This window comes from SAR324 cluster bacterium, assembly GCA_015232315.1.
GTDB lineage: Bacteria > SAR324 > SAR324 > SAR324 > NAC60-12 > JADFZZ01.
The window spans coordinates 55,161-77,545 of sequence record JADFZZ010000006.1 but is presented as its reverse complement, the minus strand read 5'-3'; the positions used below and the strand labels follow the sequence as shown (position 1 = coordinate 77,545).

At 36.4% G+C, this 22,385-nt stretch carries 21 protein-coding genes; 9 read left to right on the top strand and 12 right to left on the bottom strand.

The genetic code is table 11. From position 1 onward, the window contains the following. Positions 1–7 precede the first annotated feature (7 nt). The gene (locus HQM11_06900; GenBank protein MBF0350742.1) at positions 8–2,092 is read right to left on the bottom strand and encodes a hypothetical protein; all 2,085 of its coding nucleotides are present in this window, start codon (positions 2,090–2,092) and stop codon (positions 8–10) included. A 208-nt stretch (positions 2,093–2,300) separates the two neighbouring features. Between HQM11_06900 and dnaN the strand changes: the two genes are divergently transcribed. From dnaN to HQM11_06860, 8 genes are all read left to right on the top strand, one after another. Continuing rightward, positions 2,301–3,419: a DNA polymerase III subunit beta gene (dnaN, locus tag HQM11_06895; GenBank protein MBF0350741.1), complete on the top strand. Its 1,119-nt coding sequence runs from the start codon at positions 2,301–2,303 to the stop codon at positions 3,417–3,419. Then, complete coding sequence (gene recF / locus HQM11_06890; GenBank protein MBF0350740.1) at positions 3,413–4,477, top strand: DNA replication and repair protein RecF; 1,065 nt, start codon at positions 3,413–3,415, stop codon at positions 4,475–4,477. The genes dnaN and recF overlap by 7 nt, the downstream gene beginning before the upstream one ends. A 13-nt stretch (positions 4,478–4,490) precedes the next feature. Beyond that, positions 4,491–6,857, top strand: a complete 2,367-nt coding sequence (gene gyrB, locus HQM11_06885) for a DNA topoisomerase (ATP-hydrolyzing) subunit B (GenBank protein MBF0350739.1) — start codon at positions 4,491–4,493, stop codon at positions 6,855–6,857. Positions 6,858–6,859: 2 nt separating this feature from the next. Then, positions 6,860–8,173 (top strand): ribosome biogenesis GTPase Der, encoded by a 1,314-nt coding sequence (der, locus tag HQM11_06880; GenBank protein ID MBF0350738.1) that lies wholly within the window; start codon positions 6,860–6,862, stop codon positions 8,171–8,173. Positions 8,174–8,189: 16 nt separating this feature from the next. Next, a complete protein-coding gene (locus HQM11_06875; protein ID MBF0350737.1) occupies positions 8,190–8,543 on the top strand; it encodes a hypothetical protein in 354 nt (117 codons plus the stop codon). 1 nt (position 8,544) lies between these two features. Beyond that, positions 8,545–9,243 (top strand): type 1 glutamine amidotransferase, encoded by a 699-nt coding sequence (locus HQM11_06870; protein MBF0350736.1) that lies wholly within the window; start codon positions 8,545–8,547, stop codon positions 9,241–9,243. A 67-nt stretch (positions 9,244–9,310) separates the two neighbouring features. Continuing rightward, complete coding sequence (locus tag HQM11_06865; GenBank protein MBF0350735.1) at positions 9,311–10,183, top strand: glycosyltransferase family 2 protein; 873 nt, start codon at positions 9,311–9,313, stop codon at positions 10,181–10,183. A gap of 25 nt (positions 10,184–10,208) precedes the next feature. After that, the gene (locus HQM11_06860) at positions 10,209–10,676 is read left to right on the top strand and encodes a methylated-DNA--[protein]-cysteine S-methyltransferase (protein ID MBF0350734.1); all 468 of its coding nucleotides are present in this window, start codon (positions 10,209–10,211) and stop codon (positions 10,674–10,676) included. A gap of 2 nt (positions 10,677–10,678) precedes the next feature. On the opposite strand, the gene HQM11_06855 is transcribed toward HQM11_06860, so the two are convergent. From HQM11_06855 to HQM11_06815, 9 genes are all read right to left on the bottom strand, one after another. Next, the gene (locus tag HQM11_06855; GenBank protein ID MBF0350733.1) at positions 10,679–11,638 is read right to left on the bottom strand and encodes a histone deacetylase; all 960 of its coding nucleotides are present in this window, start codon (positions 11,636–11,638) and stop codon (positions 10,679–10,681) included. Between the two features lie 40 nt (positions 11,639–11,678). Then, entirely contained in the window at positions 11,679–13,304 is a 1,626-nt protein-coding gene (locus tag HQM11_06850) for an FAD-dependent thymidylate synthase (GenBank protein MBF0350732.1), read from the bottom strand. Between the two features lie 41 nt (positions 13,305–13,345). Beyond that, positions 13,346–13,714, bottom strand: coding sequence for a response regulator (locus tag HQM11_06845; GenBank protein ID MBF0350731.1), 369 nt, complete (start codon positions 13,712–13,714; stop codon positions 13,346–13,348). 21 nt (positions 13,715–13,735) lie between these two features. After that, entirely contained in the window at positions 13,736–15,133 is a 1,398-nt protein-coding gene (gene hemN, locus HQM11_06840) for an oxygen-independent coproporphyrinogen III oxidase (GenBank protein ID MBF0350730.1), read from the bottom strand. A gap of 33 nt (positions 15,134–15,166) precedes the next feature. Then, a complete protein-coding gene (metG, locus tag HQM11_06835) occupies positions 15,167–17,077 on the bottom strand; it encodes a methionine--tRNA ligase (protein MBF0350729.1) in 1,911 nt (636 codons plus the stop codon). Positions 17,078–17,108: 31 nt separating this feature from the next. Continuing rightward, a complete protein-coding gene (gene yhbY, locus HQM11_06830) occupies positions 17,109–17,405 on the bottom strand; it encodes a ribosome assembly RNA-binding protein YhbY (protein ID MBF0350728.1) in 297 nt (98 codons plus the stop codon). Positions 17,406–17,409: 4 nt separating this feature from the next. Beyond that, positions 17,410–18,018 carry a tetratricopeptide repeat protein gene (locus HQM11_06825; protein MBF0350727.1) on the bottom strand — a complete coding sequence of 203 codons (609 nt, stop codon included), beginning with the start codon at positions 18,016–18,018 and terminating at the stop codon, positions 17,410–17,412. Positions 18,019–18,028: 10 nt separating this feature from the next. Beyond that, a complete protein-coding gene (locus HQM11_06820; protein MBF0350726.1) occupies positions 18,029–19,198 on the bottom strand; it encodes a hypothetical protein in 1,170 nt (389 codons plus the stop codon). Between the two features lie 166 nt (positions 19,199–19,364). Beyond that, positions 19,365–19,799, bottom strand: coding sequence for a hypothetical protein (locus HQM11_06815; protein ID MBF0350725.1), 435 nt, complete (start codon positions 19,797–19,799; stop codon positions 19,365–19,367). 198 nt (positions 19,800–19,997) lie between these two features. Here HQM11_06815 and trmFO point away from each other — a divergent pair, with 198 nt between their 5' ends. Continuing rightward, positions 19,998–21,323, top strand: coding sequence for a methylenetetrahydrofolate--tRNA-(uracil(54)-C(5))-methyltransferase (FADH(2)-oxidizing) TrmFO (gene trmFO, locus HQM11_06810; protein ID MBF0350724.1), 1,326 nt, complete (start codon positions 19,998–20,000; stop codon positions 21,321–21,323). 8 nt (positions 21,324–21,331) lie between these two features. Here the strand turns inward: trmFO and HQM11_06805 are convergent, their stop codons facing one another. Next, positions 21,332–21,991, bottom strand: coding sequence for a hypothetical protein (locus tag HQM11_06805; protein ID MBF0350723.1), 660 nt, complete (start codon positions 21,989–21,991; stop codon positions 21,332–21,334). A 38-nt stretch (positions 21,992–22,029) separates the two neighbouring features. Then, positions 22,030–22,380 carry a hypothetical protein gene (locus HQM11_06800; GenBank protein MBF0350722.1) on the bottom strand — a complete coding sequence of 117 codons (351 nt, stop codon included), beginning with the start codon at positions 22,378–22,380 and terminating at the stop codon, positions 22,030–22,032. Positions 22,381–22,385 lie beyond the last annotated feature (5 nt).

The window sequence follows — 22,385 nt, the reverse complement described above, 5'->3', positions numbered from 1 at the left end:
ACTCCATTTATTCTGAACGTTCAGAATTATTAATAAAATTTAAATATTCATAACCCATTTGAGACAATTTTATCTGATTATTATGAAAAAAAATCAGTTTTTGTTTTTTCATTTCATTAAATAATCGATCTAAAGATACAAATCTGACTGAGATATCAGTCATTAAACTATGAATTTGCTGAATAACATTCATCTCATCAAGTACGATATCTTTATTAAAATCTTTTACTATAAAAAAAACAATTTTATATAATTCATCAGCAATTTTATCCAAAGTTTCTTTAATTTTATAACTACCTCTTACGTATAAAGACATTTTATCTTCAGTTCCTGAATTTCTGATAAATACGGTTGCCAAAGGAATACTATTATCTTCTATTTCAAAAAAAAGCATTTCGGGTTCTTCTGATCGAAATATATTTCTTATATTTTGTTCTGGAAAATATTTTTGAAGAATTTGCCCAAAAGTTGACTCCATATTTTTAGTAAAATCAGAATTAGGAATCAATAATGATTTATTAACATAATAGACAGGCTGACTTATATGATATCCGACTGAAAATGGATTTTCTAGCCATTGATAAAAATTTTGGATGCTCATCTTAGTTTTAAAATATTCAATTGAAACCAATGAATTTAATCCTGATTTTAATCCATTCCCAATAAACACCCTTTGGTTATTTAAATATCCTGATGTTATCACATGCCCTGATTCTTCTGCACCTATTACAGAAGATAAAGTGGGATATACCGACGATAATGATTGATTTCCAGATCTTAGAAGAAGTACATCTAGTTCATAATATAATTGAGATATTGGTAATGATTCATACTCATGACTCAAACTCATAGAGTCAAGAAGTACATCAATTTTACCGATTATTTCAAAAATTTCTGAATGTATATTTTTATTACTGAATATATTCAATAAATATTCTTTTTGAAAACTCCAATTGTGGATAAATATTTCCCATAAAATCCATTTATCGCCAACAGCTGTCTGAACTGTTTTGAAACCAGTTTGTTTTATATTTCTTATTGTTTCAATATCACTTTCTACAGTGTTAATGTATATAGTTTCTTTACTATCTCTATTATTCTCTAACAAATATTGAGCTTGAATGAACGAAAGTTTATCACCTGATAATACAAGTAGTTTATTATCAAATGGTTCATAAACCAAAATAAAACATCTATCGCCATCTCCATCAAAAATTGTACAATAAAGAGTTTCATTAAAATGTTTAAACCTATCTCTATTAATATTTCCGAGTTCAAACATTTTCTTTATTGTTGAATATTCAGCATAATCATTACATGCCATATTCCAATCAATAATTCCTAAACCTTCAAAATCAGCAACCCCCGATTTATAGTTAATTGCTGCTGTAATGTCATTATTAGTGATCACTACGTTATCACCAATTTGATTAAAAATATTAGTAATTGATGGTGAATAAGCTCCATTGGCCGCATCAATAACGAGTATTGAATTATTCAATAAAATATTTTTTTTATCCCAAAAATTAGGTTCATTTAATGTATAATCATTAAAAATCTTGTTTGATATAATTTCGTGGTTTTCGATTTTTCCTAACAATTCTAAATTTTTTATCTCATCATATGAGGTATCTAGAACAATTTTTGATAAATTAATATCATCTTTGGGTAATAATTTTAATGCAGTATGCCCCGCAAATATTTTAATTCCATTCTGGTCAGGAGGATTGTGCGATGCTGTTAAAACAATTGATGAACTGGCCTCAATATTAATCATATATAGAACTACTGCAGGTGTAGGTGAAATTCCCACTACAATAGCATCTAAACCAGCTTTTAAAATTCCATTAACAGCAGATGCGTTAAAATGGCCTTCTTTATCCCTTGTATCCCAACCAATTACAATTTTATTGTTATTTTTTATAAATTTTTGACTTATCAAATATTTACAGTAACTATAAACATATAATTCAAAAAAGGTTTCCGTCAAAATCCCCTTATTCAAATATAAATCTTGAGGGGAAACTCCCATATAATCTATTGATTTTCCAATTTTACCTCTGATACCATCAGTACCTTGTAATCTTATCATAACAACCATTCTATAAGCTTGGATTTATCATTATATTCAAAGATTGCACTTTATTTATCAATATTTATAAAATACAAACATCAGAACATATACTTCACAAACATATTATACTATTAATAATGTGAAAATTTATTTTTAATATTAGAGTTTTAATGACCAAATCAACTTTGGTTCAATACCTTTTACTATTAAGTTTAAAGGAAATCCTATGGAAATTAAGATAAAAAAAGAATTATTAAAAGATGCTTTACAAAACATTATTTCCATCATTGATAAAAGTTCCGTAAAACCTATCTTGTCAAACTTCTTACTTAAAAGCATCGAAAATCATGAACAATATACCATAGAGTTTTCTGCTACTGATCATGAAATATCAATTTTGGAATATTTTTCTGCTGAAGTTATAGAATCTGGAAGTATCTGTATAAGTGCAAAAAAACTATATGATATCTGCAAAGAATTCCAAGGGGATACTATACATATCAAATCTACTGAACAACTATGGATACATATAACAAGTGATTCATCTGAACTGAAATTGCCATCAGTCGAAGTAGGTCTCTATCCTCAAACAGTTATAGAAGAATTGCCAGAAAAACTAATCATATCTTCGGATGAATTAAAAAAATGTATAGACGCAACATTATATGCTTCACAGACAAATGAATCGCGCAGAAACTTAATGGGGGTTTGTTTATCTAGTTATAATGGAAGAACGAGGTGGCTTTCAACGGATGGTCATAGACTAGCACAAGCATATGGAACATCACAAATTGAGAATAAAAATTTTTCAGAAGTAATAATTCCGAGAAAAGCTTTATCAGAAGTTAGAAAAGCTATACATTTATTTGATGAAAGCATTGAAATAAGTTTTGACGAACATACACTCCAATTTTCAGGAAAGTCTGTGGTGTTTAAAACAAGATTAATAGAAGGAAAATTTCCAAATTGTGATCCAATTATACCTAAAGATAACCCATTGATTGCTATTATGGATAGAGAACGTTTGGTAAATGCCCTTCGTATTGTTTCATCAATTACCAATGAAAAAATGAAGCCAGTCAAATTTATTTTTGGGAATAATAAATTAAGAATTGAAAGTGAAAAAGCAGATTATGGTGAAGTCTGTGATGAAATGGATATTGATTATAATAATGAATCAATGCAGATAGGTTTCAATGCAAGATACGTATTGGATTCATTGAATGTAGTTCAACACACTCAAGTGAGAATTGACTTAAAAACTTCAATGGCTCCTGGATTAATAAGATCTCCAGAGAATGATGATTGCATCTCTGTGATAATGCCTTTAAGAATTGAATGGTAATTAGAGAACTGGAATTAATAAATTATAGAAATTACACTCACACTTTCATAAAATTTTCTCCTCAAAATAATATTTTTTGGGGAGAAAATGGTCAGGGAAAGACAAATATTATTGAGGCAATATTTTTTTTATGCAATCTATCATCGTTCCGTACAAATAAGCTGGATCATTTAATTAAAAACACTCGAGAATATTGCGTTATTAACGCAAAAATTGAAAATAAACAGGTATTACAATTTGTTAAAATATTAATTACCAAAAAAGGTAAAAAAATATGGCTGGATAATACACCCTCTAAAAAAGCATCCAGTTATATCCAGGCATATTTTGCTCTCTCATTTGCCCCTGATGACTCACAAATCTTCAAAACATCTTCAGTTGAAAGAAAAAAAATATTTGACAGAGCAATTTCTGTAATTTCATCAGGATATATTCATGAACTGCAAGAATATATCAATGTGATTGAACAGAAAAATAAGCTTCTAAAAACAAAGGATATTTCTCAACTGCACATTTGGAATAATTTATTGAGCAAGTTTGGGAAAATAATCACTGTGAAACGAGAAAAATTCGTCAAAGAAATAAATGAAAAAATTTCCCAGATTTTTTTTGCATTAACAGGTAGATTTGAACTGCTAAAATTAAATTATGAACCATCAATTCTTGATACTGATTCTTGGGAAGATAAATTGTTTGAATATAAGGAAAAAGAGTTGAGATATGGATATTCCTTAATTGGACCTCACAAGGATAATTATCAGCTTTTTATGGATGAGTATGAAGATCGAATTTTTTTTTCAAAGGGAGAGCTTAAAATTAGTTGTCTTGCACTAAAATTAGCAGTTAACCAAATTTTTATTGATCGTTACCAAATTATCCCTATTTTGGTTATTGATGATATTTTTTCTGAATTAGATCAAAATATTGCAAAAAATCTGATGAGTTATTTGAGTAGCTTGCCAAATCAAATTTTTGTTACTTCCACTTATCTTACAAATGACGTATCCCTGAATTTTACAAAATTTAGAGTGATAAACGCAGAATTATCATGTGAATAATAAAAGGATATCTATGACACAAGAAACAACAGACTATGGTGCAACGCAAATTACTCATTTAAAGGGGCTGGAAGCTGTCAGAAAACGTCCAGGGATGTATATTGGCGGAATTGATCTTACTGCGCTACATCATCTGGTCTTTGAAATTGTAGATAATAGTGTGGATGAAGCGTTGGCAGGTCATTGTGATACGATTGAGGTAATAATTCATTCTGATAACAGCATTACAGTTCAGGATAATGGAAGAGGAATACCCATCGGTATGCATCAGGAAGGAATTTCCGCATTAGAATTAATCATGACCACACTACATGCAGGCGGAAAGTTTGATTCCAACAGTTATAAGGTTTCTGGAGGATTGAATGGTGTGGGTGCATCAGTTGTGAATGCTTTGTCAATCAAGATGGTTGTTGAAGTTGAAAGAGAAGGGTTTTTATGGAAACAGGAATATTCAAAAGGTATTCCTGTTACAGAACTTCAACGTATAAGGGAAAGTTCAAAGCATGGCACAAAAACAACATTTTTACCGGACTCTAGCATATTTCCTGAAATCGTTTTTAATTTTGAAACATTATCTCAGCGTTTAAGAGAACTGGCGTTTTTAAATAAAGGGATAAGCATCATAATCCGAGATGATATCCATGATAAAGTGCATGAATTTAAATATGAAGGTGGGATTATTTCATTTATTGAACATTTAAATATGAATAAAACAGTGTTACATCCTGAGCCTGTTTATGTTTGTGGCAAATCAGAGAATCTGGAAATTGATGTAGCATTTCAATACAATGATACCTATAATGAAAGGGTTTATTCCTTCGTTAATAATATTAATACAATGGAAGGAGGAACTCATTTATCAGGTGTGAAAGGTGGTTTAACCAGAACATTTAATAATTATGCAACAGCAAACAATATACAGTTAAAGGAAAATTTATCAGGGGAAGATGTCAGAGAGGGAATTGCATTAGTTGTCAGTATTCGTCTGGGTAATCCCCAGTTTGAATCTCAGAAAAAAATCAAATTAACCAATGTGGAAGTGAAGGGAAAAGTTGAGAATTTGGTCACAGAGCATTTATCAACTTTTTTTGAAGAAAATCCTGTTGTTGCAAAAAAACTTCTTGAAAAAGCAGTGGATGCTCAAAAAGCAAGGATTGCAGCAAAAACAGCTAGAGAACTGACAAGAAGAAAAAATGCTCTTGAAATAAGTTCATTACCAGGAAAATTAGCAGATTGCCAAGAAAGAGATCCTGCCCTGAGTGAATTGTTTCTTGTAGAAGGTGATTCTGCTGGAGGATCCGCAAAGCAGGGACGGGATCGGAAAAATCAGGCAATATTGCCCTTGAAAGGTAAAATATTGAATGTTGAAAAAGCACGTTTTGATAAGATGCTGGGGAGCGATGAAATCAGAACAATGATTACCGCATTGGGAACAGGGATTGGAAAAGATGATTTTGATATATCAAAGCTTCGATACCATAAAATTATTATAATGACGGATGCTGATATTGATGGAAGTCACATATTGACGTTGGTACTAACTTTCTTTTATCGTCAAATGCCAGAAATCCTTGAAAAACAACACCTGTATATTGCCCAACCACCATTGTATAAGATAAAAAAAGGTAAGGAAGAATTTTATGTTTTAAATGATGACCAGTTATCAGAAAAACTAATTGAGTTGTCTAGTAAAAAATTAAAAGTAATGATTGGTGAAAATGAAATTACTGGAGAAAATTTAGCTAAGTTATCTAAAGATCTATATCATCATTATGAATCATTAAATAAAATATCTCATAATCCTAATCTATTGGATTTGATAGATATTTTGTTAAAAAAAGAAATTAAACTGGATGATAATGAAATTAAACTCCTGGAACAATTGGTTGAAATTTCTAAAAAAATTGAGGGTATCCAAATTGACATTAATGAGGAAACAGAACAGGTGACTATTGAATCTGAAGGAAAAATAATAAAAATTGCAGAATCTGGATTGGAAAGTCTGGATTTGTATGAATACAATATTTTATTCAATCAATATAATAAATTAAAGAGTATACTAGGTAAAGATACGGTCAATATCATTGAAGATAATGGGCAAAGTCATATATTTCAGGATTGGAAAGAAATTAAGGAGTTTTTATTAAGCTATGGTAAAAAAGGTGTTTACATTCAAAGATACAAAGGGTTAGGCGAAATGAATCCTGAGCAATTGTGGGACACAACGCTAAATCCTGAAAAAAGAGCATTAAAAAAAGTTATTGTAGAAGATCTGGTTGAATCGGACTCAATGTTTACAATATTGATGGGAGATCAAGTTGAACCACGGAGGCTATTTATTGAAGAAAATGCATTAAGAGTTAAAAACCTGGATGTCTAAATATGAAAAAAAAATTACCAGTGATTTCAATAATTGGGCGTCCTAATGTCGGCAAGTCTTCATTTCTGAATAAAGTTCAGCGAAAAAGAACTGCTATTGTTGATGACATGCCAGGGGTAACAAGAGATAGAAATTATTCCATTATCAATTATGATGACTACGAATTCATCTTGGTAGATACCGCTGGAATGGATAATCCGGAATCATCATTATTATCGGCACAAATACATCAACAAATTGAGGTTGCTATAGAGGAATCAGATGCTATTATTGTGATGTCTGATGTCAATAATGGATGGACCTCGTATGACAATGAAATGCTATATTTCTGTAAAAAATTTAACAAACCTGTTTTTCTGGTTGTTAATAAAGTAGATAATGAAAAACGCAGAAATGAAAGCTATGAATTCTTTAATTCAGGTGAAAAAATAAATACTATTTCATGTGCGCATAACATTGGAATTGAACAATTATTGGAGGATATCAATCAAATTATTCCATTAAAAGCTGTTGAAACCAATGATGAAGATGAGGATTCATGCCATATTGCTATTGTGGGAAAGCCAAATGCCGGGAAATCATCGTTAGTCAATATGATCTTAGGTCAACAGCGGATGATTGTTGGTGATGAAGCTGGAACAACCCGTGATTCAGTAGATGTGAAATTCAAATATCAGGATAAGAATTTTGTTTTAATTGATACTGCGGGTATCAAAAAAAAGATGAAAGTAAACTCTAAAATCGAACATTACAGTATTGTTACTTCTATCAAATCCATAGAACGATCGGATATTGTTTTACTTATAATTGATTCTGTTGAAGGTATCACAGACCAGGTTATGCGGATCGCAGGTGATGTTTCTCAAAGAAAAAAAGGGATAATTATTGTTTTTAACAAAATTGATCTTCTAGCTTTAGAAAATTATAAAAAAACGTTACTGGACGATTTTGATTACAAAATGAAATTTGTTGATTATGCTCCAATTGTATTTGTCAGTGCTAAAAATGGTGAAAATATGAATAATATATTTAAGGCCATTGACAAAGTTCGCCAGCAACTGAATAGACATATTAAAACACATGATTTTAATGAAATTTTGATCAAAATTGTAAATCGACATCAACCATCAATCAAGGGTCCGACTAGAGTAAAAATTTTCTATGGCAGTCAAATTAAATCAAAACCACCTACATTTGTATTGAAAACTAATCATCCGGACAGGATTGATGAGGCTTACAAAAAATATATAATCCATCAGATAAGACATCATTTTGATTTTACAGGGTGTCCAATTGAATTGATTTTCAAAAATTAAATTCAATAAGAAAATTATGCAGATATCATTATCAAAATCTCGATTGTTTAAAAATAAAATAACAACAAAAAGCCTTCTGTTGTTCAGATTATTAAAATCGTTTCATTTAACTTTATTAACAACGTTTGTTATTGCGATTTCCGGGATTTTTTATCTTTGGCAATGGATGAATTATCTGCAACATGGATATTACGTCCAGTTATTGGAAAAGCAAAAAAATGCTCTCGAACTTCGTTTGGAGTTATTGCAAATTGAAATCAATTATTTGACAAGACCTCAACGATTACAATCTATTGCAAATCAACTCAAACTAGAAGAAATGCAAACAACTCAATATCATTATTATTCTGATTCTCAAAAGCGACAATAGAATGGCAAAGATTCACTATTTACAGCATGTCCCCTTTGAAACATTATCAGCAATTGAAGCATGGGGACTAAAGTCAGGTCATATATTCACATCTACCAAATTATTTCAGAATCAACCTCTGCCTTCTATAAGAAACATGGATGCGGTTATTATATTGGGTGGACCTATGGGGGTTCATGATGATAAATTATTTCCTTGGTTAGTGGAGGAAAAGCTTTGGATTGAACAAGTATTGAAGCAGGGTAAACCTGTTTTGGGAATATGTCTTGGGTCTCAAATATTGGCGAGCGTCTTGGGATCTAAAGTATATAAAAATTCCCATAAGGAAATTGGCTGGTTTCCTGTAACATGGAAGCCTGAAGCAAAAAATATTTCATGCTTTAAAGAATTGGATTCTCCGTTTACAGTCTTTCAATGGCATGGTGATACGTTTGATATTCCCAATGGTGCGATACATTTGGCAACCAGTGATGGTTGCCAAAATCAGGCATTTTTATACCAGGAAAAAGTGTTGGCATTACAGTTTCATATGGAAGCCACACCTGAAAGTGTCCGTATTCTTGCCGATGAATGTGAAAATGAATTGGTTGACGGACAATCATATATTCAAAACAAAAACCAGATCATCAATACAACCCAGTACTATTCTGCAATCCATCATTCAATGGAAAATTGCTTGAATTATCTTTTCTCCAATTGATCCTGAGTATCTTTTCTACATGCATCTCATCTCAATCATTATTCCAGTCTATAATTCAAGCCAGATTATGCCAATTCTTCTGGAGGCGATAGAAAAGGAAAGAACGCTTCATTCATGGAATTTGGAATTGATCATGGTGGATGATGGAAGTTCCGATAATAGTTTTGATATGATGAAGCAACTCCATACCAGTTATCCATACATCAGAGGATTCAGGCTATCACGAAATTTTGGTCATCAAGCTGCGGTCAGGACAGGTCTGTCATTGTGTCAAGGAGATTATATCGCAATTATTGATGATGATTTGCAGGATCCTCCGTCATTGTTATCGGGGTTTTTTAAATACCTGGATGAAGGTTTTGATGTGGCTTATGGTGTGCGCAGAAAAAGGAAAGAATCATGGTTCAAGGTATATGCGTATAATGCTTTTTATCGAATCTTAAAAATATTAAGCGATATCGATATGCCTTTAGATACTGGGGATTTCTGTGTCATGAAGAAAGAAGTAGTGAAACAAATGTTGCAACTGAGTGAACAAAATCCATTCTTGCGCGGGATACGAGCCTGGGTGGGATTTAAACAGACAGGGGTTGAATATGAACGTTCAGAGCGCCTTGCTGGGGAATCAGGGTATAGTATAAAAAAACTGTTTAAAATTGCATTTGATGGAATATTTTCTTTTTCAAGAGTCCCTTTACGAATAATCACAATTATAGGAACTCTTGGGTTAATCATTACTGTGAGTTATACCAGTTATATTTTGATTAAATATTTTTCAATTGGTGTTGTTCAACCAGGTTTTGTAACTCTGATTATTATGATCATGTTTTTTGGTTCATTAAACTTGGCCTGCGTGGGAATTTTAGGTGAATATATTTCCAGAATATATTCAGAAACGCAGAGGCGACCTCATGCAATTATTGCTGAATGTATAGACTGATAGGGGCCGTATGAATACAGAAACCATGTTTGTCTATAATTCTCCGTTAGGACCTCTTCTGGTTGAAGAACGAAATGGATTCCTGACGAGGCTTGATTATCAAGAGAATGTGGAATCGGATCAAATCAAGGAACAACAAATCACTCCTGTTCTTCAGCAAACAATTCTGCAACTTGGTGAATATTTTCAAGGAAATAGAAAAATATTTGATTTACCCCTTCTTTTAGATGGGACACCTTTCCAAAAAAAAGCATGGGAGGTATTGCAAACCATTCCCTTTGGTAAAACGATCAGTTATGAAGAACAAGCCGTTCAAATGGGACTAAAATCATGGGCTCGAGCTGCAGGACAGGCTAATGGAATGAATCCGGTGGCAATTATTGTTCCATGTCATCGGGTGATAGGAAAAGATGGCAGTTTGACAGGCTATTCAAGCGGAGTTGACAAGAAAAAATGGTTGCTTGATTTTGAAAGCAAGCTTGTATCGAAATAGTATCAATCACTTTCCAGTTGGTCTTGTTGAAAAATAGTCAAATGATCAAGCACACATCGAGATAAAGCATCATAGGCATACCCTCCTTCCAGCACACTTACAATTTTGCCTTGAGAGCAATGTTCAGCGAGTTTTTTTAATTCGTTGAACATCATTCTGAATCCTGCGTCACTTAGATTCATGAAGGCCAAAGGATCATCTTCATGAGCGTCAAATCCTGCTGAAACCAGTATAAATTCCGGTTTATATTCTTTACAGGCCGGAATCAAATAATTCTTGAAGACTTCAGTATATTCCCTGTCACCATCTCCTGGTCTCATCGGATAATTCAGGGTGTAGCCTTTTCCTTCGCCTCTTCCGTTTTCATGTGCAAATCCGGTTCCCGGATAGCAAGTGCGCGGGTCTTGATGGATGCTTACATAAAGGACATCTTTTCGGTCTTCAAAAATGTGTTGGGTACCATTTCCATGGTGGACATCAATATCAATAATCGCAATCCGTTGATACCCGAAATTCTTTAATAAAAACTCTGCGGCAATGGCGATATTGTTGAAAAAACAGAAGCCCATTGCCTGGTCGTATTCAGCATGATGTCCTGGGGGACGAACAGCGCAAAAAGCATTATCCATTTGATTTTCAGAAACCTGAGTAACGGCCTCAATCACGGTTCCAGCCGCGTAAAGGGCAACGTCATAGGTTTGAGGAGAAATGGTGCAGTCGGTAGTTCCAATATAACTAAGACCCGAAGAGCAAGCGTCTTCTACTTCAGCGATTAAATTATAAGAATGGATCGTGCTGATTTCCTGAGGAGATGCTTTTACGGCAGAACGCTTTTCTAATTTTGAATACAGTTCGCTTGAAACAACTTTGTTTTCAATAGATTCTAGGCGTTTGGAATTTTCAGGATGGAGTCCTGTCTCGTGTCTAAAAAAAACAGGATCAAAATAAAAGCCGGTTTTCATATTTTTCCAGCCTCACAAAGATTTAAATGAACATTTCGAATTACAGACCAGGATCATTTTTTTGTTCTTGACGAATTTCTGAGTCCAAACGTCCCAAGGTATATTCCTTTAAATCCGTAAATTTAAGATATTTGATGAGCAATGGATGAGCGCGTTCAATTTCGTGATACATGGATTGTGCAATTTTACGATAACTTTCATGACCTTGTGGAGTACTTCTCAATTCTACCAACCACATCAATGATCGCAGATTGATATGCATAAACCAGCGAATGTTATAGGCCAAAGGAACAACATATTGTGCGTCAACAGGAAAATCTTCAGCGATTTTTTCATAAACCTCAGCGGCTTTTGACATGGCCTCATGATATTTAGGGGCCATACGGGAATGTTCAATTTCAGGTGGGGTGATATAGCCAAGGTGGGTTGACAATAATTGGCGTTCCTGGGTTAACATTCGGTGGCGTTGAAGATCACGATACATTCCATAGTCGCCAACAATATCAAACGTATAAAAAATCTGCTCCAATGCTCTTCCGGGTTTATGTCTTCGATGCTCACGTAAATTTGCGTGTTGGTCAATCAAGGCGACTTTTTCAGACAGTGGTAACTTACGCATGATTTCCATGAGTTGAGTCATGGATAATTCTGTGTGAGGATATAAAAGTGCCGTTAACAGTTTATTTTCAGCATCAGTATCATAATCTACTAATTGGACACCTGAAGTGGTGGTTGGTTTGCCTGACAAATAGCGATTGCAGGAACTTTTTATTAAAGTTCTGTTTTTAAGAAAAAATTCCTGAAAATTTTTGAAATGACGATGTTCCGGATGAGATCGGCGAATAAAAGAGGGGATAACCTTGGATAATTCTTCAAAACAATCCTGTCCAATATGCTGTAACTCTCCAATTTCCTGCACATGCATTTTTGAGATTAAGGTCTCAAAAAATCTACCATTCCCATACACGCCCATATTGGTCATGGTTGACGCCGGTAACAATCCCCTGAGCAAATCCAGAGCCTTGGCTTTAACAGAACGTTTATAGGCGGCATCGTTCACGCCCTCAGTGTGTGGCATCAGATATTCTACAAACTTTGTTACCGGTTCAATCATGGAGGTATAGGTGTCAAACAAATACCGGTTGATTTCAAGATACCGATCCTTGTGATGAGATTCGAGCAGGCGAGAATTTTTATAAAACAGATAATCACCATTCACCTTTTGACTAAAATCAACGTAGCGGGTGGATTTTTCAAGCGGAGAGCCACCAATACGACAATCCTCAATAATTTTGGTAGCCAAGATAGAAATATTTTCCAGAGCAAGGTGGGCTCCACCCAGTTCACCGATGGAGTCATCTCCATAACCGTCAAGAATCCTGTCATAAAAATTTTGGGCACGTTCAATCGCCAAAATAGATTGTTCCTGACTTTTATCAGAGGATTGTGTTCCCTGAATAGCGTGAAATTCAGATTCTTCATTCTGAATAAATTCACGGAGCAGGAGTTGACGAAGACCAAGGGTTGAACGTGAGTAGCGTGAAAATAACGCTCCTTTGATCACTTCAGGCAGGTTTGTCAGAACAAAAATGGTTTTGTCTGTATTGGTTACATATCTGCTGAGAAGTGCTTGTTCTTCAGATGTAAAATTTTCATGTGTTTTCATGGAGTAATAAAGTGTAGGATTTTTAAAAAACTAAACCGAATTTACGAAATCAGTTTGGACACAATACTAAATAATTGTTCAGGTTGATAGGGCTTCAGAATCCAACCGGCGGCACCTTCCTGACGCAGTTCTTCTTTTCGGGGAATTTGCGATTCAGTTAGAAGCATGAGCACTGGAATGGATCGAAATTGAAGATTTTGTTTCAATGTTTTTAATAAGGAAAGTCCATCTTTCACAGGCATGCTTAAATCAGCGATTACCAGATGGACTCCACCCAATACTTCCATCTGGTAAATAGCGTCTTCGCCATTTTCAGCCTGAAATATTTCATATCCCGCACCAGTCAGAGTATAGGCGGCGGCGGCTCTTTGGGTTGCCAAATCATCTACTACTAAAATACGTTTGGACATGCTTCCCCCAAAAAGAGAATTTTATACTGTTCTCGAAAAATGAAAGATACGTGATTTATCATGAAGATATCGGTCGAAAACCATTGCAACATTACGCATGAATAAAGTTCCCAGTTTTGTCAGTCGGATCTCATGGTTGTCCATGCTCAGTAATCCTTCCTGTTCCAAAATTTTGAGGGATTCCATCTCGCCGGAAAAATATTCATGAAACTTAATTTCATATCTGGTTTCAAATTGCTGTATGGGTAAATAATAATGACACATCAGCGATTCAATCAATTCTCGCCGCAATACATCATCTTTATCCAGAACTTTTCTCCTCACAACAGGAAACCTCTGCTGCTGGATTTGTTCCATATAAATGGATAATTCCTTATCGTTCTGAAAATATCCATCTCCAAAATCGGAGATAGAGGATACTCCCACACCAATCTGGCTAAGGCCCTTTAGTGTGGTGTAACCCATAAAATTTCTGTGCAAGGTATGGTTTGCCTGAGCCACGGCTAATTCATCGGTTTGGCCTGCATAATGATCCATTCCGATCATCTCATATCCCGCCTCGGTAAAAAAACGGATCGATTCAATATAAATAGCAATTTTATCTTTTGGTGTGGGCAGATCCTGTTCTTTAATGGCTTTTTTATGAGTACGGAACATTTCCGGAATATATGCAAAACTATAAATAGCCAGTCGATCTGGACGCATGGCGTTTACTTCTTCCATCGTCCTGGTAAATGTAGCAACCGATTGTTTCGGCAATCCATAGACCAAGTCAATATTGATACTGGTATATCCAATTTCCCGGGCTGAATAAAAGGTTTTCTGGGTTTGTTCCAAGGTTTGATCACGATTGATGGCTTTCTGGACTTGTGAATCAATATCCTGTACTCCGAAACTCACTCGCCGGAAGCCAAGATTATAAAGAGCTTTCAGATGTGTTTCTCTTGTAACTTTAGGATGAGCCTCAAATGCGATTTCACCTGAAAAATCCACATCAAAATACTCATGAACTGTGGCTATTAACTTTTGCAATTGTGAAACAGAAAGATGAGTGGGGGTTCCCCCGCCAAGATGGAGTTGCTTCACTGTTTTTCGAGGTCCCATATATTGGGAAATCATTTTCAGTTCGGTTTGAACCGTGGTCAGATATTGTTCAACAACGTCCTGATTGTTGGTAATGAATTTGTTGCAACCGCAAAAAGTACACAATCGCTTGCAGAAAGGCAGGTGGATATAGAGAGACAAGGATTTATCAGATTGTCCTTCACGTTCCAGAAATTCGACATAATCTTCAGAGTAAAATTCTCCTTTATCCCAGATTGGAACGGTCGGATAACTGGTATAACGAGGACCTGAGCGATCATATCGTTGAATGATTTCAGGGGTGACTTCCTTATAATCCGTAAGTACAGTTTGCATGGCAATTTTATATAAGGTTTAAATAAGAAATCTTTATTTGATGACAGTTCCAGGGGGAACCTCGGCAGGAGGTTCAACCAGGTTGAGTTTAGTTCCATCATCAGTACATAAAATCATGCCTTCAGAGAGGATTCCTCTCAATTTGGCAGGTTTAAGGTTACTGACAACCATCACATTTCGACCAATAATCTCTTCGGGCTGATAGTGCAAAGCAATTCCTGAAACAATTGAACGGGGTTTATCTTCGCCCACATCAACCTGTGAATGTAAAAGCTTATCAGATTTTTTTACTTTTTCACTCGATAATATTTTGCCAACTTTCAGGACCATTTTACTGAACTCATCAATGGTGATCATGGCTGAGTCTGTTTCCACCATTTCAGAATGTTCCTGTGGCTGTTGCCTGGTTTCAGGTTGTACTTCAGCAGGTTTTATCTTGGGAAACAGGGGCGATGGTGCCGGGATCTGAATATTTTCAACCAAAAGTCCCGGGCAAAGATCGTTCCAGGAGGTTGATGGCTTGCTGATTCCCATAGCCTCCAAGGCCGATGTCATTTTTTCAGGCATGACAGGCAACAAAATGGTTGCCACAATTCGGCTCATATCGACTGCGGTATACAGCACAGTTCCAAGCCTGTCTCTTGAATTTTCCTGCTTGGCCAGATTCCAGGGAGCACAGGTGTCGAGATATTTGTTGACGTGACTGCTTAGAGTGGCAACCACTTCCAGAGCACGGTGCAACTGAAATCCTTCTATGAAATTTTTTATTTGCGCCACTCCATCGTGAAACACCTGATACAACTGCTGTTCAGTTTCTTCGGGTGTACCTCTTGGCGGAATACATTGATTGAAATGTTGCCTACACATGCTGATACTGCGATTGATCAAATTGCCGATATTGTTTGCCAATTCACCATTGTAACGAGTGATAACGAGCTCCTGGGTAAAGTTAGAGTCTTCACCAAAACTCATGTCTCTGATTAAGAAATACCTTAGCGCATCAATTCCTACCAAATCCTTCATATCCAGGGGATTGATCACATTTCCCACGGACTTGCTCATTTTGCTTCCGGAACTGACCCAATGTCCATGAACCAGCAAATGGTTGAATATTGGGATTCCAGCCGCGTGGAGCATGCAGGGCCAATAGATGGCATGAGTTTTTAAGATGTCTTTTCCGATCAAATGATGCACATGAGGCCAGAAATGATCATATTGATTTTCATGCTCAAGCGCACTGACATAATTCAACAACGCGTCAAACCAGACATAGGTAACAAAGTTGCTGTCAAAGGGTAGTTCAATGCCCCAGGTCAAGCGCTCTTTCGGACGTGAGATACATAAGTCCTGAAGCGGAAATTTTAAAAACTGAAGGACTTCATTTCTATATCGGGTCGGATAAATCAGTTCAGGGTTGGATTCGATAGATTGAACAAGCCAATCCTGATAACGACTCATCTGAAAAAAATAGTTTTTTTCTTGTCGTTGTTCGGGGGTTTTCTGGTGATCAGGGCATTTGCCCTCGATCAGTTCGCTTTCATCCAGAAATCGTTCACAACCTACACAATACAATCCTTCATATTCTCTTAAATAGATTTCACCGTTGTCATAAATTTTTTTCAGAATGGACTGAACAAAGGCTTTATGATGAGAATCTGTTGTTCGAACGAAATAGTCATATTGAATATTCAGGTGGGGCCACAGATCTTTGAATTCCTGTGATATCCGATTCACGAATTCCTGGGGGGTGCAATTTTCTTTTTTGGCCGATTCCGCGATTTTCTGTCCGTGTTCATCAGTACCTGTCAGAAAATACGTTGGTTGTTCAAACAGTTGATGATAGCGCCGTAGCACGTCGGCCACTACGGTGGTATAAGCATGACCGATATGTGGGTGACTGTTGACATAATAAATGGGGGTTGTGATGTAAAATTTTGATTCCATAATCAATAGGCCTTGGATGACAGAAATAAATTCAGGTTGAAGGGAGAATAATCACGGGTTCTTCTGGATGAGGACGATAAAGAACTACGGTTCGGCCAATGATCTGAACAACCTGGGATGTCGTTTGCTCTGAAAGCGTTTGGGCACAGATTTTTTTGTCTTCCTGACAGGCTTCAAGAATTTTAATTTTTATCAATTCATGTTGTGTCAGGTAGGTGTCAGTTTGTTTTTTAAGAGGCTCTGTCAATCCCTGTTTTCCAATATTGACCAATGGTTTCAGGGAATGTGCCAGGCCTTTTAAATAAAGTTTTTGTTTGGATGTCAGCATACAATTAAAAATTTTGAACGTTTTGATAAATAGCGGATAAAACTTCATTCGCTTTGGGTTCGGACAATTTCTTTATTTTTTCTACCTGTGCCAGTGCTTTATCTTTTTTTCCATGAGCAATGAAACAGTACGCCAGACCAATATCGGCTTCAAGATTGGCAGGGTCGTATTTCAGCACTTCATAAAGCTCATTTTGGGACTCATGAATGTGTGAATTTTCGAATAATCTTTGTGCAAGATAGAGTCTTAATGGGACAGCTTCAGGAAATTGTTGCAACATGCTGAACAACAGGTTTTTCATGGAATCATAATCCTTTTTCAGTTGATAAGCTTCAACAAATTTCAGGATTTTTTCCAGATGAGAGGGATTGATTTCAATGGCTTTTCGTAACAGAGTGACACCTTCTTCCAAACGATTCTCTTTTCTCAACAGAGAACTCAATGAAATTAAGGTTTCTTCCTGGTCAGGATCCAGTTCCAGGATTTTAAGGAGCGTTTTTTCAGCCTGACTCCAGTCTTTATTGTTCAGGTTTGCATTTGCCTGATGTTTTAAATAATTGACAGCATTTTCCTGTGCTCTGTTTTTTAACCATGCAATGAAATTTGGAATCATCAGATGTTTCTCATAATTTGGTTGAGTCATTGTTCAGTTTGGAAAATTCTTCCATATCAAGGCTCAGTTCAAGTGTTGAATCTTGTGGAAGTTGGTCTTTTTCCAGAATTACATTTTCTTGTTGCGGATTAGAATCAAAAACATCAGTGAAGCCTTCATCATTTACTATGGAGTCGGAAGAAGTGGTTTTTCCTTCAGTAAAATTGTTTTCAAACTGATAATGGCCAATCAATGAATGCAAACCAGCGACTTGCTCAGCATACCGATTCAACCGATACGATTCAGGCTGTAGCAAATGGTCCAAACGTTCCATCAATAATCGCAAGGGCGGTTCTCTGAGAGTGAACAAACGAAACACGTATCGATCAAACAAATACCACAAAATTCCCCGTTTGACTCCTGTTTTTAACGTGGTTACAAATTCATTGTTAAACAAAGCAGGATTCCAATTTAGAATTCGAACATGATTGTCCAGGGTGTTCATCAAAAGATTTATTTTGGACAGGGCATTGTAAATTTGAATTCGATCAGATTCATAATAGACTATTTTTTTCAGTTGCTGTGCTTGGTGGATATGTTCATCAATTGATTCGAGAATATAGAATATATGTGTGCGTGTATCTTCCAGCAGTTCAACAGCGAGAAGGCGCTCATGTTCTTCCGGCGGGAGGTCATGTTTTATCATGGCAAGAGCCATTTGCCGGATACTGCGCTGTAATTCCTGATGCTGAAATTTCAATTTATCCAGTAGCTGTTTTCCTTTTTCATATTCGGTTTTCAGATTTTTGCTCTTGACGTGCGCATCATAGGATTTAGTCCATGGCCAATGTATTTTCCAGTTTGCCTGACTGCTGATAAAGGTTTCCAGTTGTTCCAGACGTGTGTCCAGAATATTCAATTTATAGGAAGTCCTGTAAATGGCCAATTGAAGAATAAACAGGACATCTTTCACTTCAGAAACATCAACAGCAACAACTTCTGATTTAATGACGGCGATGGTGTTTCGCGACATTTCCAGAATTTTTTTATAATTGATGTAGGTGATGCTACTGACTTCTACAAATTCAGGCGGGGGCGGAGGTATATCATCCTGAAAACGAAACAGGCTCTGTAAGGTGTTTTTGAGATTGTTCGAGTAGGAAATATCCGCATTTGACTGCCCTGCAGACCGACGGATCATAAGCTGATATTGAAACAAAAGTGAAAAAAGCTGAATCAATTGGAAGGCCGGAGTCTATCACTCAACAAGTAAATCGCAATACCTTTACCAGTGGAATCTGATATGTCTGAAGGTTAATGCAGAAAAAGAGACAAAGAATCTCTTTTCCTGTCAGAGTCATCTGTTATTATTTAACATTAAAACGCGACAAAGCTTTTTTGATGGAGTTTCCCATATCGGTCCATGCGCCTTCCACCCCTTTTTTAATGTCTTCCCAAGCGTCTTCACCGGTATTTGCCAGTTCTTGTAGTTTGTTTCGTGATCGTTCAATCACTTTTTCCAATTGTTCGACTTCTTCTTTCATCTTTGCTTCAGTTTTTCCAATTTGTGACCTTGTTTTGATTTTCAAATCTTCCACTTTTGATTTGATTTCCTGCCAGGTTTCATCACCAGTGTCCATGATTTCCTGAACGTTGGCTTCCAGTTGATCCAGTTCTTGCTGTATTCTGGTTTCCAGTTTGTTTACCTGTGTTTTTGCTTTAGTCTTTAATTCTTCAATTGAGGCCTTATGGGCTTCGAGTTCCGCTGCTCTAGCCTGCTGAAATTTTTCTTTTTCACTCATAATACGTCTCCTTCTGAGGTGCTTTATTGATAAAAAGACCGATTGTCTCCTTTAGACATAACGAAATCCACTAATCATTGGCAATAAAAAAAGTGATTGGGTTTTTCGTTGATCACTTTTCTCAGGAATGTGTTGGAAAATCCCTGTAAATATACAAAAATTGTTGATCCTCAATTATTGATCATGAAAGGATGTTGCATGAGCAAGGTTTATAAAGTAGCGGTTATCGGTGCGGGACTTGCCGGTTCAGAAGCGGCATGGCAGTTAACAAAAAGAGGAATTGAGGTAGATTTATATGAAATGCGACCTGATCAGACAACAGGTGCCCATCAAACAGGAAGTTTTGCGGAACTTGTCTGTTCCAACTCATTTAAAAGCCTGTCTCATGAAAATGCGCATGGACTGTTAAAAGCTGAGTTGGAATTATTGGATTCCCTGATTATGAAGAGTGCTCGTGAGGCACAAGTTCCTGCAGGACAGGCACTGGCCGTTGACAGAAATATCTTTTCTCAAAAAATCACAGAAACATTGGAAAGCATCCCCGTTCTCTCCGTTTTCCGTAAAGAAATATCGGATATTACAGAAATACTGGAAAACTACGATTATGTGCTGGTTGCAACGGGCCCGCTTACCTCAGAAAAATTCAGCCAGTCACTTCAAACATATTTAGGCCAGAAATCACTTAATTTTTATGATGCGATTGCTCCTGTGGTGACTGCTGATTCCATTGATATGAATGTTGCGTTTAAAGCTTCGCGTTATGACAAAGGAGATGCGGACTATATCAACTGTCCGATGGATGCAACTCAGTATTACGCATTCATTGACGCAATCCAACATGCCGCCAAAGTTCCTCTTCATTCCTTCGAGGAAACCAGACCCTTTGAAGGATGTCTGCCAATTGAGGTCATGGCTGAAAGGGGCCGGGATACCTTACGCTTTGGTCCGATGAAACCTGTGGGGCTCATCTCACCCCATTCATCCATCAAGCCATATGCAGTAGTACAGTTACGACAGGAAAATGCGGCGGGAAGTTTATTCAATATGGTTGGATTTCAAACCAAAATGACATGGACTGCACAGAATGAAGTGCTCAGATTGATTCCAGGTTTGAAAGAAGCAGAATTTGTGAGAATGGGTTCAATCCATCGCAATACATTTATCAACAGCCCACTTTTACTAACTTCAGGTTTGAGATTGAAATCAGAATCACGCCTGTTTTTCGCAGGACAAATCACCGGAGTGGAAGGTTATATCGAATCAACATCTATGGGAGTCCTGGCAGCTTTGAATATGTATGCGGCAATGAAAAGTCAGACCATTTCAGCAGTTCCTCGAACCACAATGATGGGTGGTTTGGTTAAATACATTACAGAAACACATCCTGAAAGGTTTCAGCCGATGAACTCAAATTTGGGATTGTTGAATTCGTTAGGGGATTCAGTCAAAAGACATGAACGTAAATCAAAGATGTCACAACGAGCCTTGGCGGATATGAAAGCGTGGGCAGAGCAATTTGAGTAAAACAGTTTCTATTTGTTCACAGAGGTTTTGAACATATGCATTAGAAAATCCTCAAGAGCCTGCTTTTCTTTTTGTTCCATGGAATTCAGCACATCCTTGCTTTCCAGATAGTTCAAACGGTCCTTGATTTGAGCAGGTTTGACCTTTCGTAATTGGGTTGGTTTTAATGCGGGTGGAATCGATGCCGCAGGGGCTATCTCACGAATTCTTTCAGAGCTACCGATAATTTCAGTGGCCTTGAGAAGTTTCTGCTCCAGATCTTTTTTGATACAGGGGCCTGCAAATGCCAGTAGTGCTTTTTTTCTTTCTCCAGATTTGCTGTTGGCTTGTGTGATCAGATAAACCAGAGTGTTATTGGGGAGACCAAGATTTTTCAGCGAATAGCAATCGGACAAGTCAGGTTTATTTTTGCTTCCGAGGATGAAAATACGTTCAAATTCCGATCGGTTGAATTGAGAAATGACCTGCTTCAACACAGGATCAAGTCCTTCTTTAAGACGATAGCAGAGATTGATGGTTACAGTTCCGGTGGGATCTTCCATGCCTTTCTGGGTGGTGTTGGAAATCACAGCCAGTCCATTTTTCCAAGAGTTGACCACCAGGTCGAAGAGTTCATTGAGCAAATTTTCCCAGTCCTGCCGGGATGTTTCATGAGAAAATCGACTCATTGATTTTTGTTTTTTGCCGAAAGGGGACCACATTGTCATCACCTGATCATATTTCCAAAAAAAATAAACACTGTCAGACAGACCAGTATAATCAATAGCCAGAGCAAGTAACCATTTAATAATCGTGGTTGCATTACTGGATGCCGGACATCAGTGATCAATTGAATCGCTTTTTCAGCGATATGTTCTTCTTTCAGATACGACACTGCTTCAATAAATTCAGACGAAGCACCCTTCATTCTCATTTCTTCCATAAAGGTATTCAGCATGGATTGGCGATTGAACGAGTCTATTTTGAGAAGATTTAGCAGTTGCTGTCTTATCTGCGGATCTTCTCTGGCTGTTTCCATCAGGATGATAAACGCATTTTCTCCAGTCTTGAGAGCCATCAATC

Bases quoted from the DNA above. Each gene is read 5' to 3' on its own strand.
- HQM11_06850 (MBF0350732.1), bottom strand. From the start codon at position 13,304: ATGAAAACACATGAAAATTTTACATCTGAAGAACAAGCACTTCTCAGC.
- HQM11_06865 (MBF0350735.1), top strand. From the start codon at position 9,311: ATGCCAATTCTTCTGGAGGCGATAGAAAAGGAAAGAACGCTTCATTCA.
- HQM11_06845 (MBF0350731.1), bottom strand. From the start codon at position 13,714: ATGTCCAAACGTATTTTAGTAGTAGATGATTTGGCAACCCAAAGAGCC.
- metG (MBF0350729.1), bottom strand. From the start codon at position 17,077: ATGGAATCAAAATTTTACATCACAACCCCCATTTATTATGTCAACAGT.
- HQM11_06860 (MBF0350734.1), top strand. From the start codon at position 10,209: ATGTTTGTCTATAATTCTCCGTTAGGACCTCTTCTGGTTGAAGAACGA.
- hemN (MBF0350730.1), bottom strand. From the start codon at position 15,133: ATGCAAACTGTACTTACGGATTATAAGGAAGTCACCCCTGAAATCATT.
- der (MBF0350738.1), top strand. From the start codon at position 6,860: ATGAAAAAAAAATTACCAGTGATTTCAATAATTGGGCGTCCTAATGTC.
- trmFO (MBF0350724.1), top strand. From the start codon at position 19,998: ATGAGCAAGGTTTATAAAGTAGCGGTTATCGGTGCGGGACTTGCCGGT.
- HQM11_06815 (MBF0350725.1), bottom strand. From the start codon at position 19,799: ATGAGTGAAAAAGAAAAATTTCAGCAGGCTAGAGCAGCGGAACTCGAA.
- HQM11_06900 (MBF0350742.1), bottom strand. From the start codon at position 2,092: ATGATAAGATTACAAGGTACTGATGGTATCAGAGGTAAAATTGGAAAA.
- gyrB (MBF0350739.1), top strand. From the start codon at position 4,491: ATGACACAAGAAACAACAGACTATGGTGCAACGCAAATTACTCATTTA.
- HQM11_06870 (MBF0350736.1), top strand. From the start codon at position 8,545: ATGGCAAAGATTCACTATTTACAGCATGTCCCCTTTGAAACATTATCA.
- HQM11_06855 (MBF0350733.1), bottom strand. From the start codon at position 11,638: ATGAAAACCGGCTTTTATTTTGATCCTGTTTTTTTTAGACACGAGACA.
- HQM11_06800 (MBF0350722.1), bottom strand. From the start codon at position 22,380: ATGGCTCTCAAGACTGGAGAAAATGCGTTTATCATCCTGATGGAAACA.
- yhbY (MBF0350728.1), bottom strand. From the start codon at position 17,405: ATGCTGACATCCAAACAAAAACTTTATTTAAAAGGCCTGGCACATTCC.
- HQM11_06805 (MBF0350723.1), bottom strand. From the start codon at position 21,991: ATGAGTCGATTTTCTCATGAAACATCCCGGCAGGACTGGGAAAATTTG.
- recF (MBF0350740.1), top strand. From the start codon at position 3,413: ATGGTAATTAGAGAACTGGAATTAATAAATTATAGAAATTACACTCAC.
- HQM11_06820 (MBF0350726.1), bottom strand. From the start codon at position 19,198: ATGATCCGTCGGTCTGCAGGGCAGTCAAATGCGGATATTTCCTACTCG.
- HQM11_06875 (MBF0350737.1), top strand. From the start codon at position 8,190: ATGCAGATATCATTATCAAAATCTCGATTGTTTAAAAATAAAATAACA.
- dnaN (MBF0350741.1), top strand. From the start codon at position 2,301: ATGGAAATTAAGATAAAAAAAGAATTATTAAAAGATGCTTTACAAAAC.
- HQM11_06825 (MBF0350727.1), bottom strand. From the start codon at position 18,018: ATGATTCCAAATTTCATTGCATGGTTAAAAAACAGAGCACAGGAAAAT.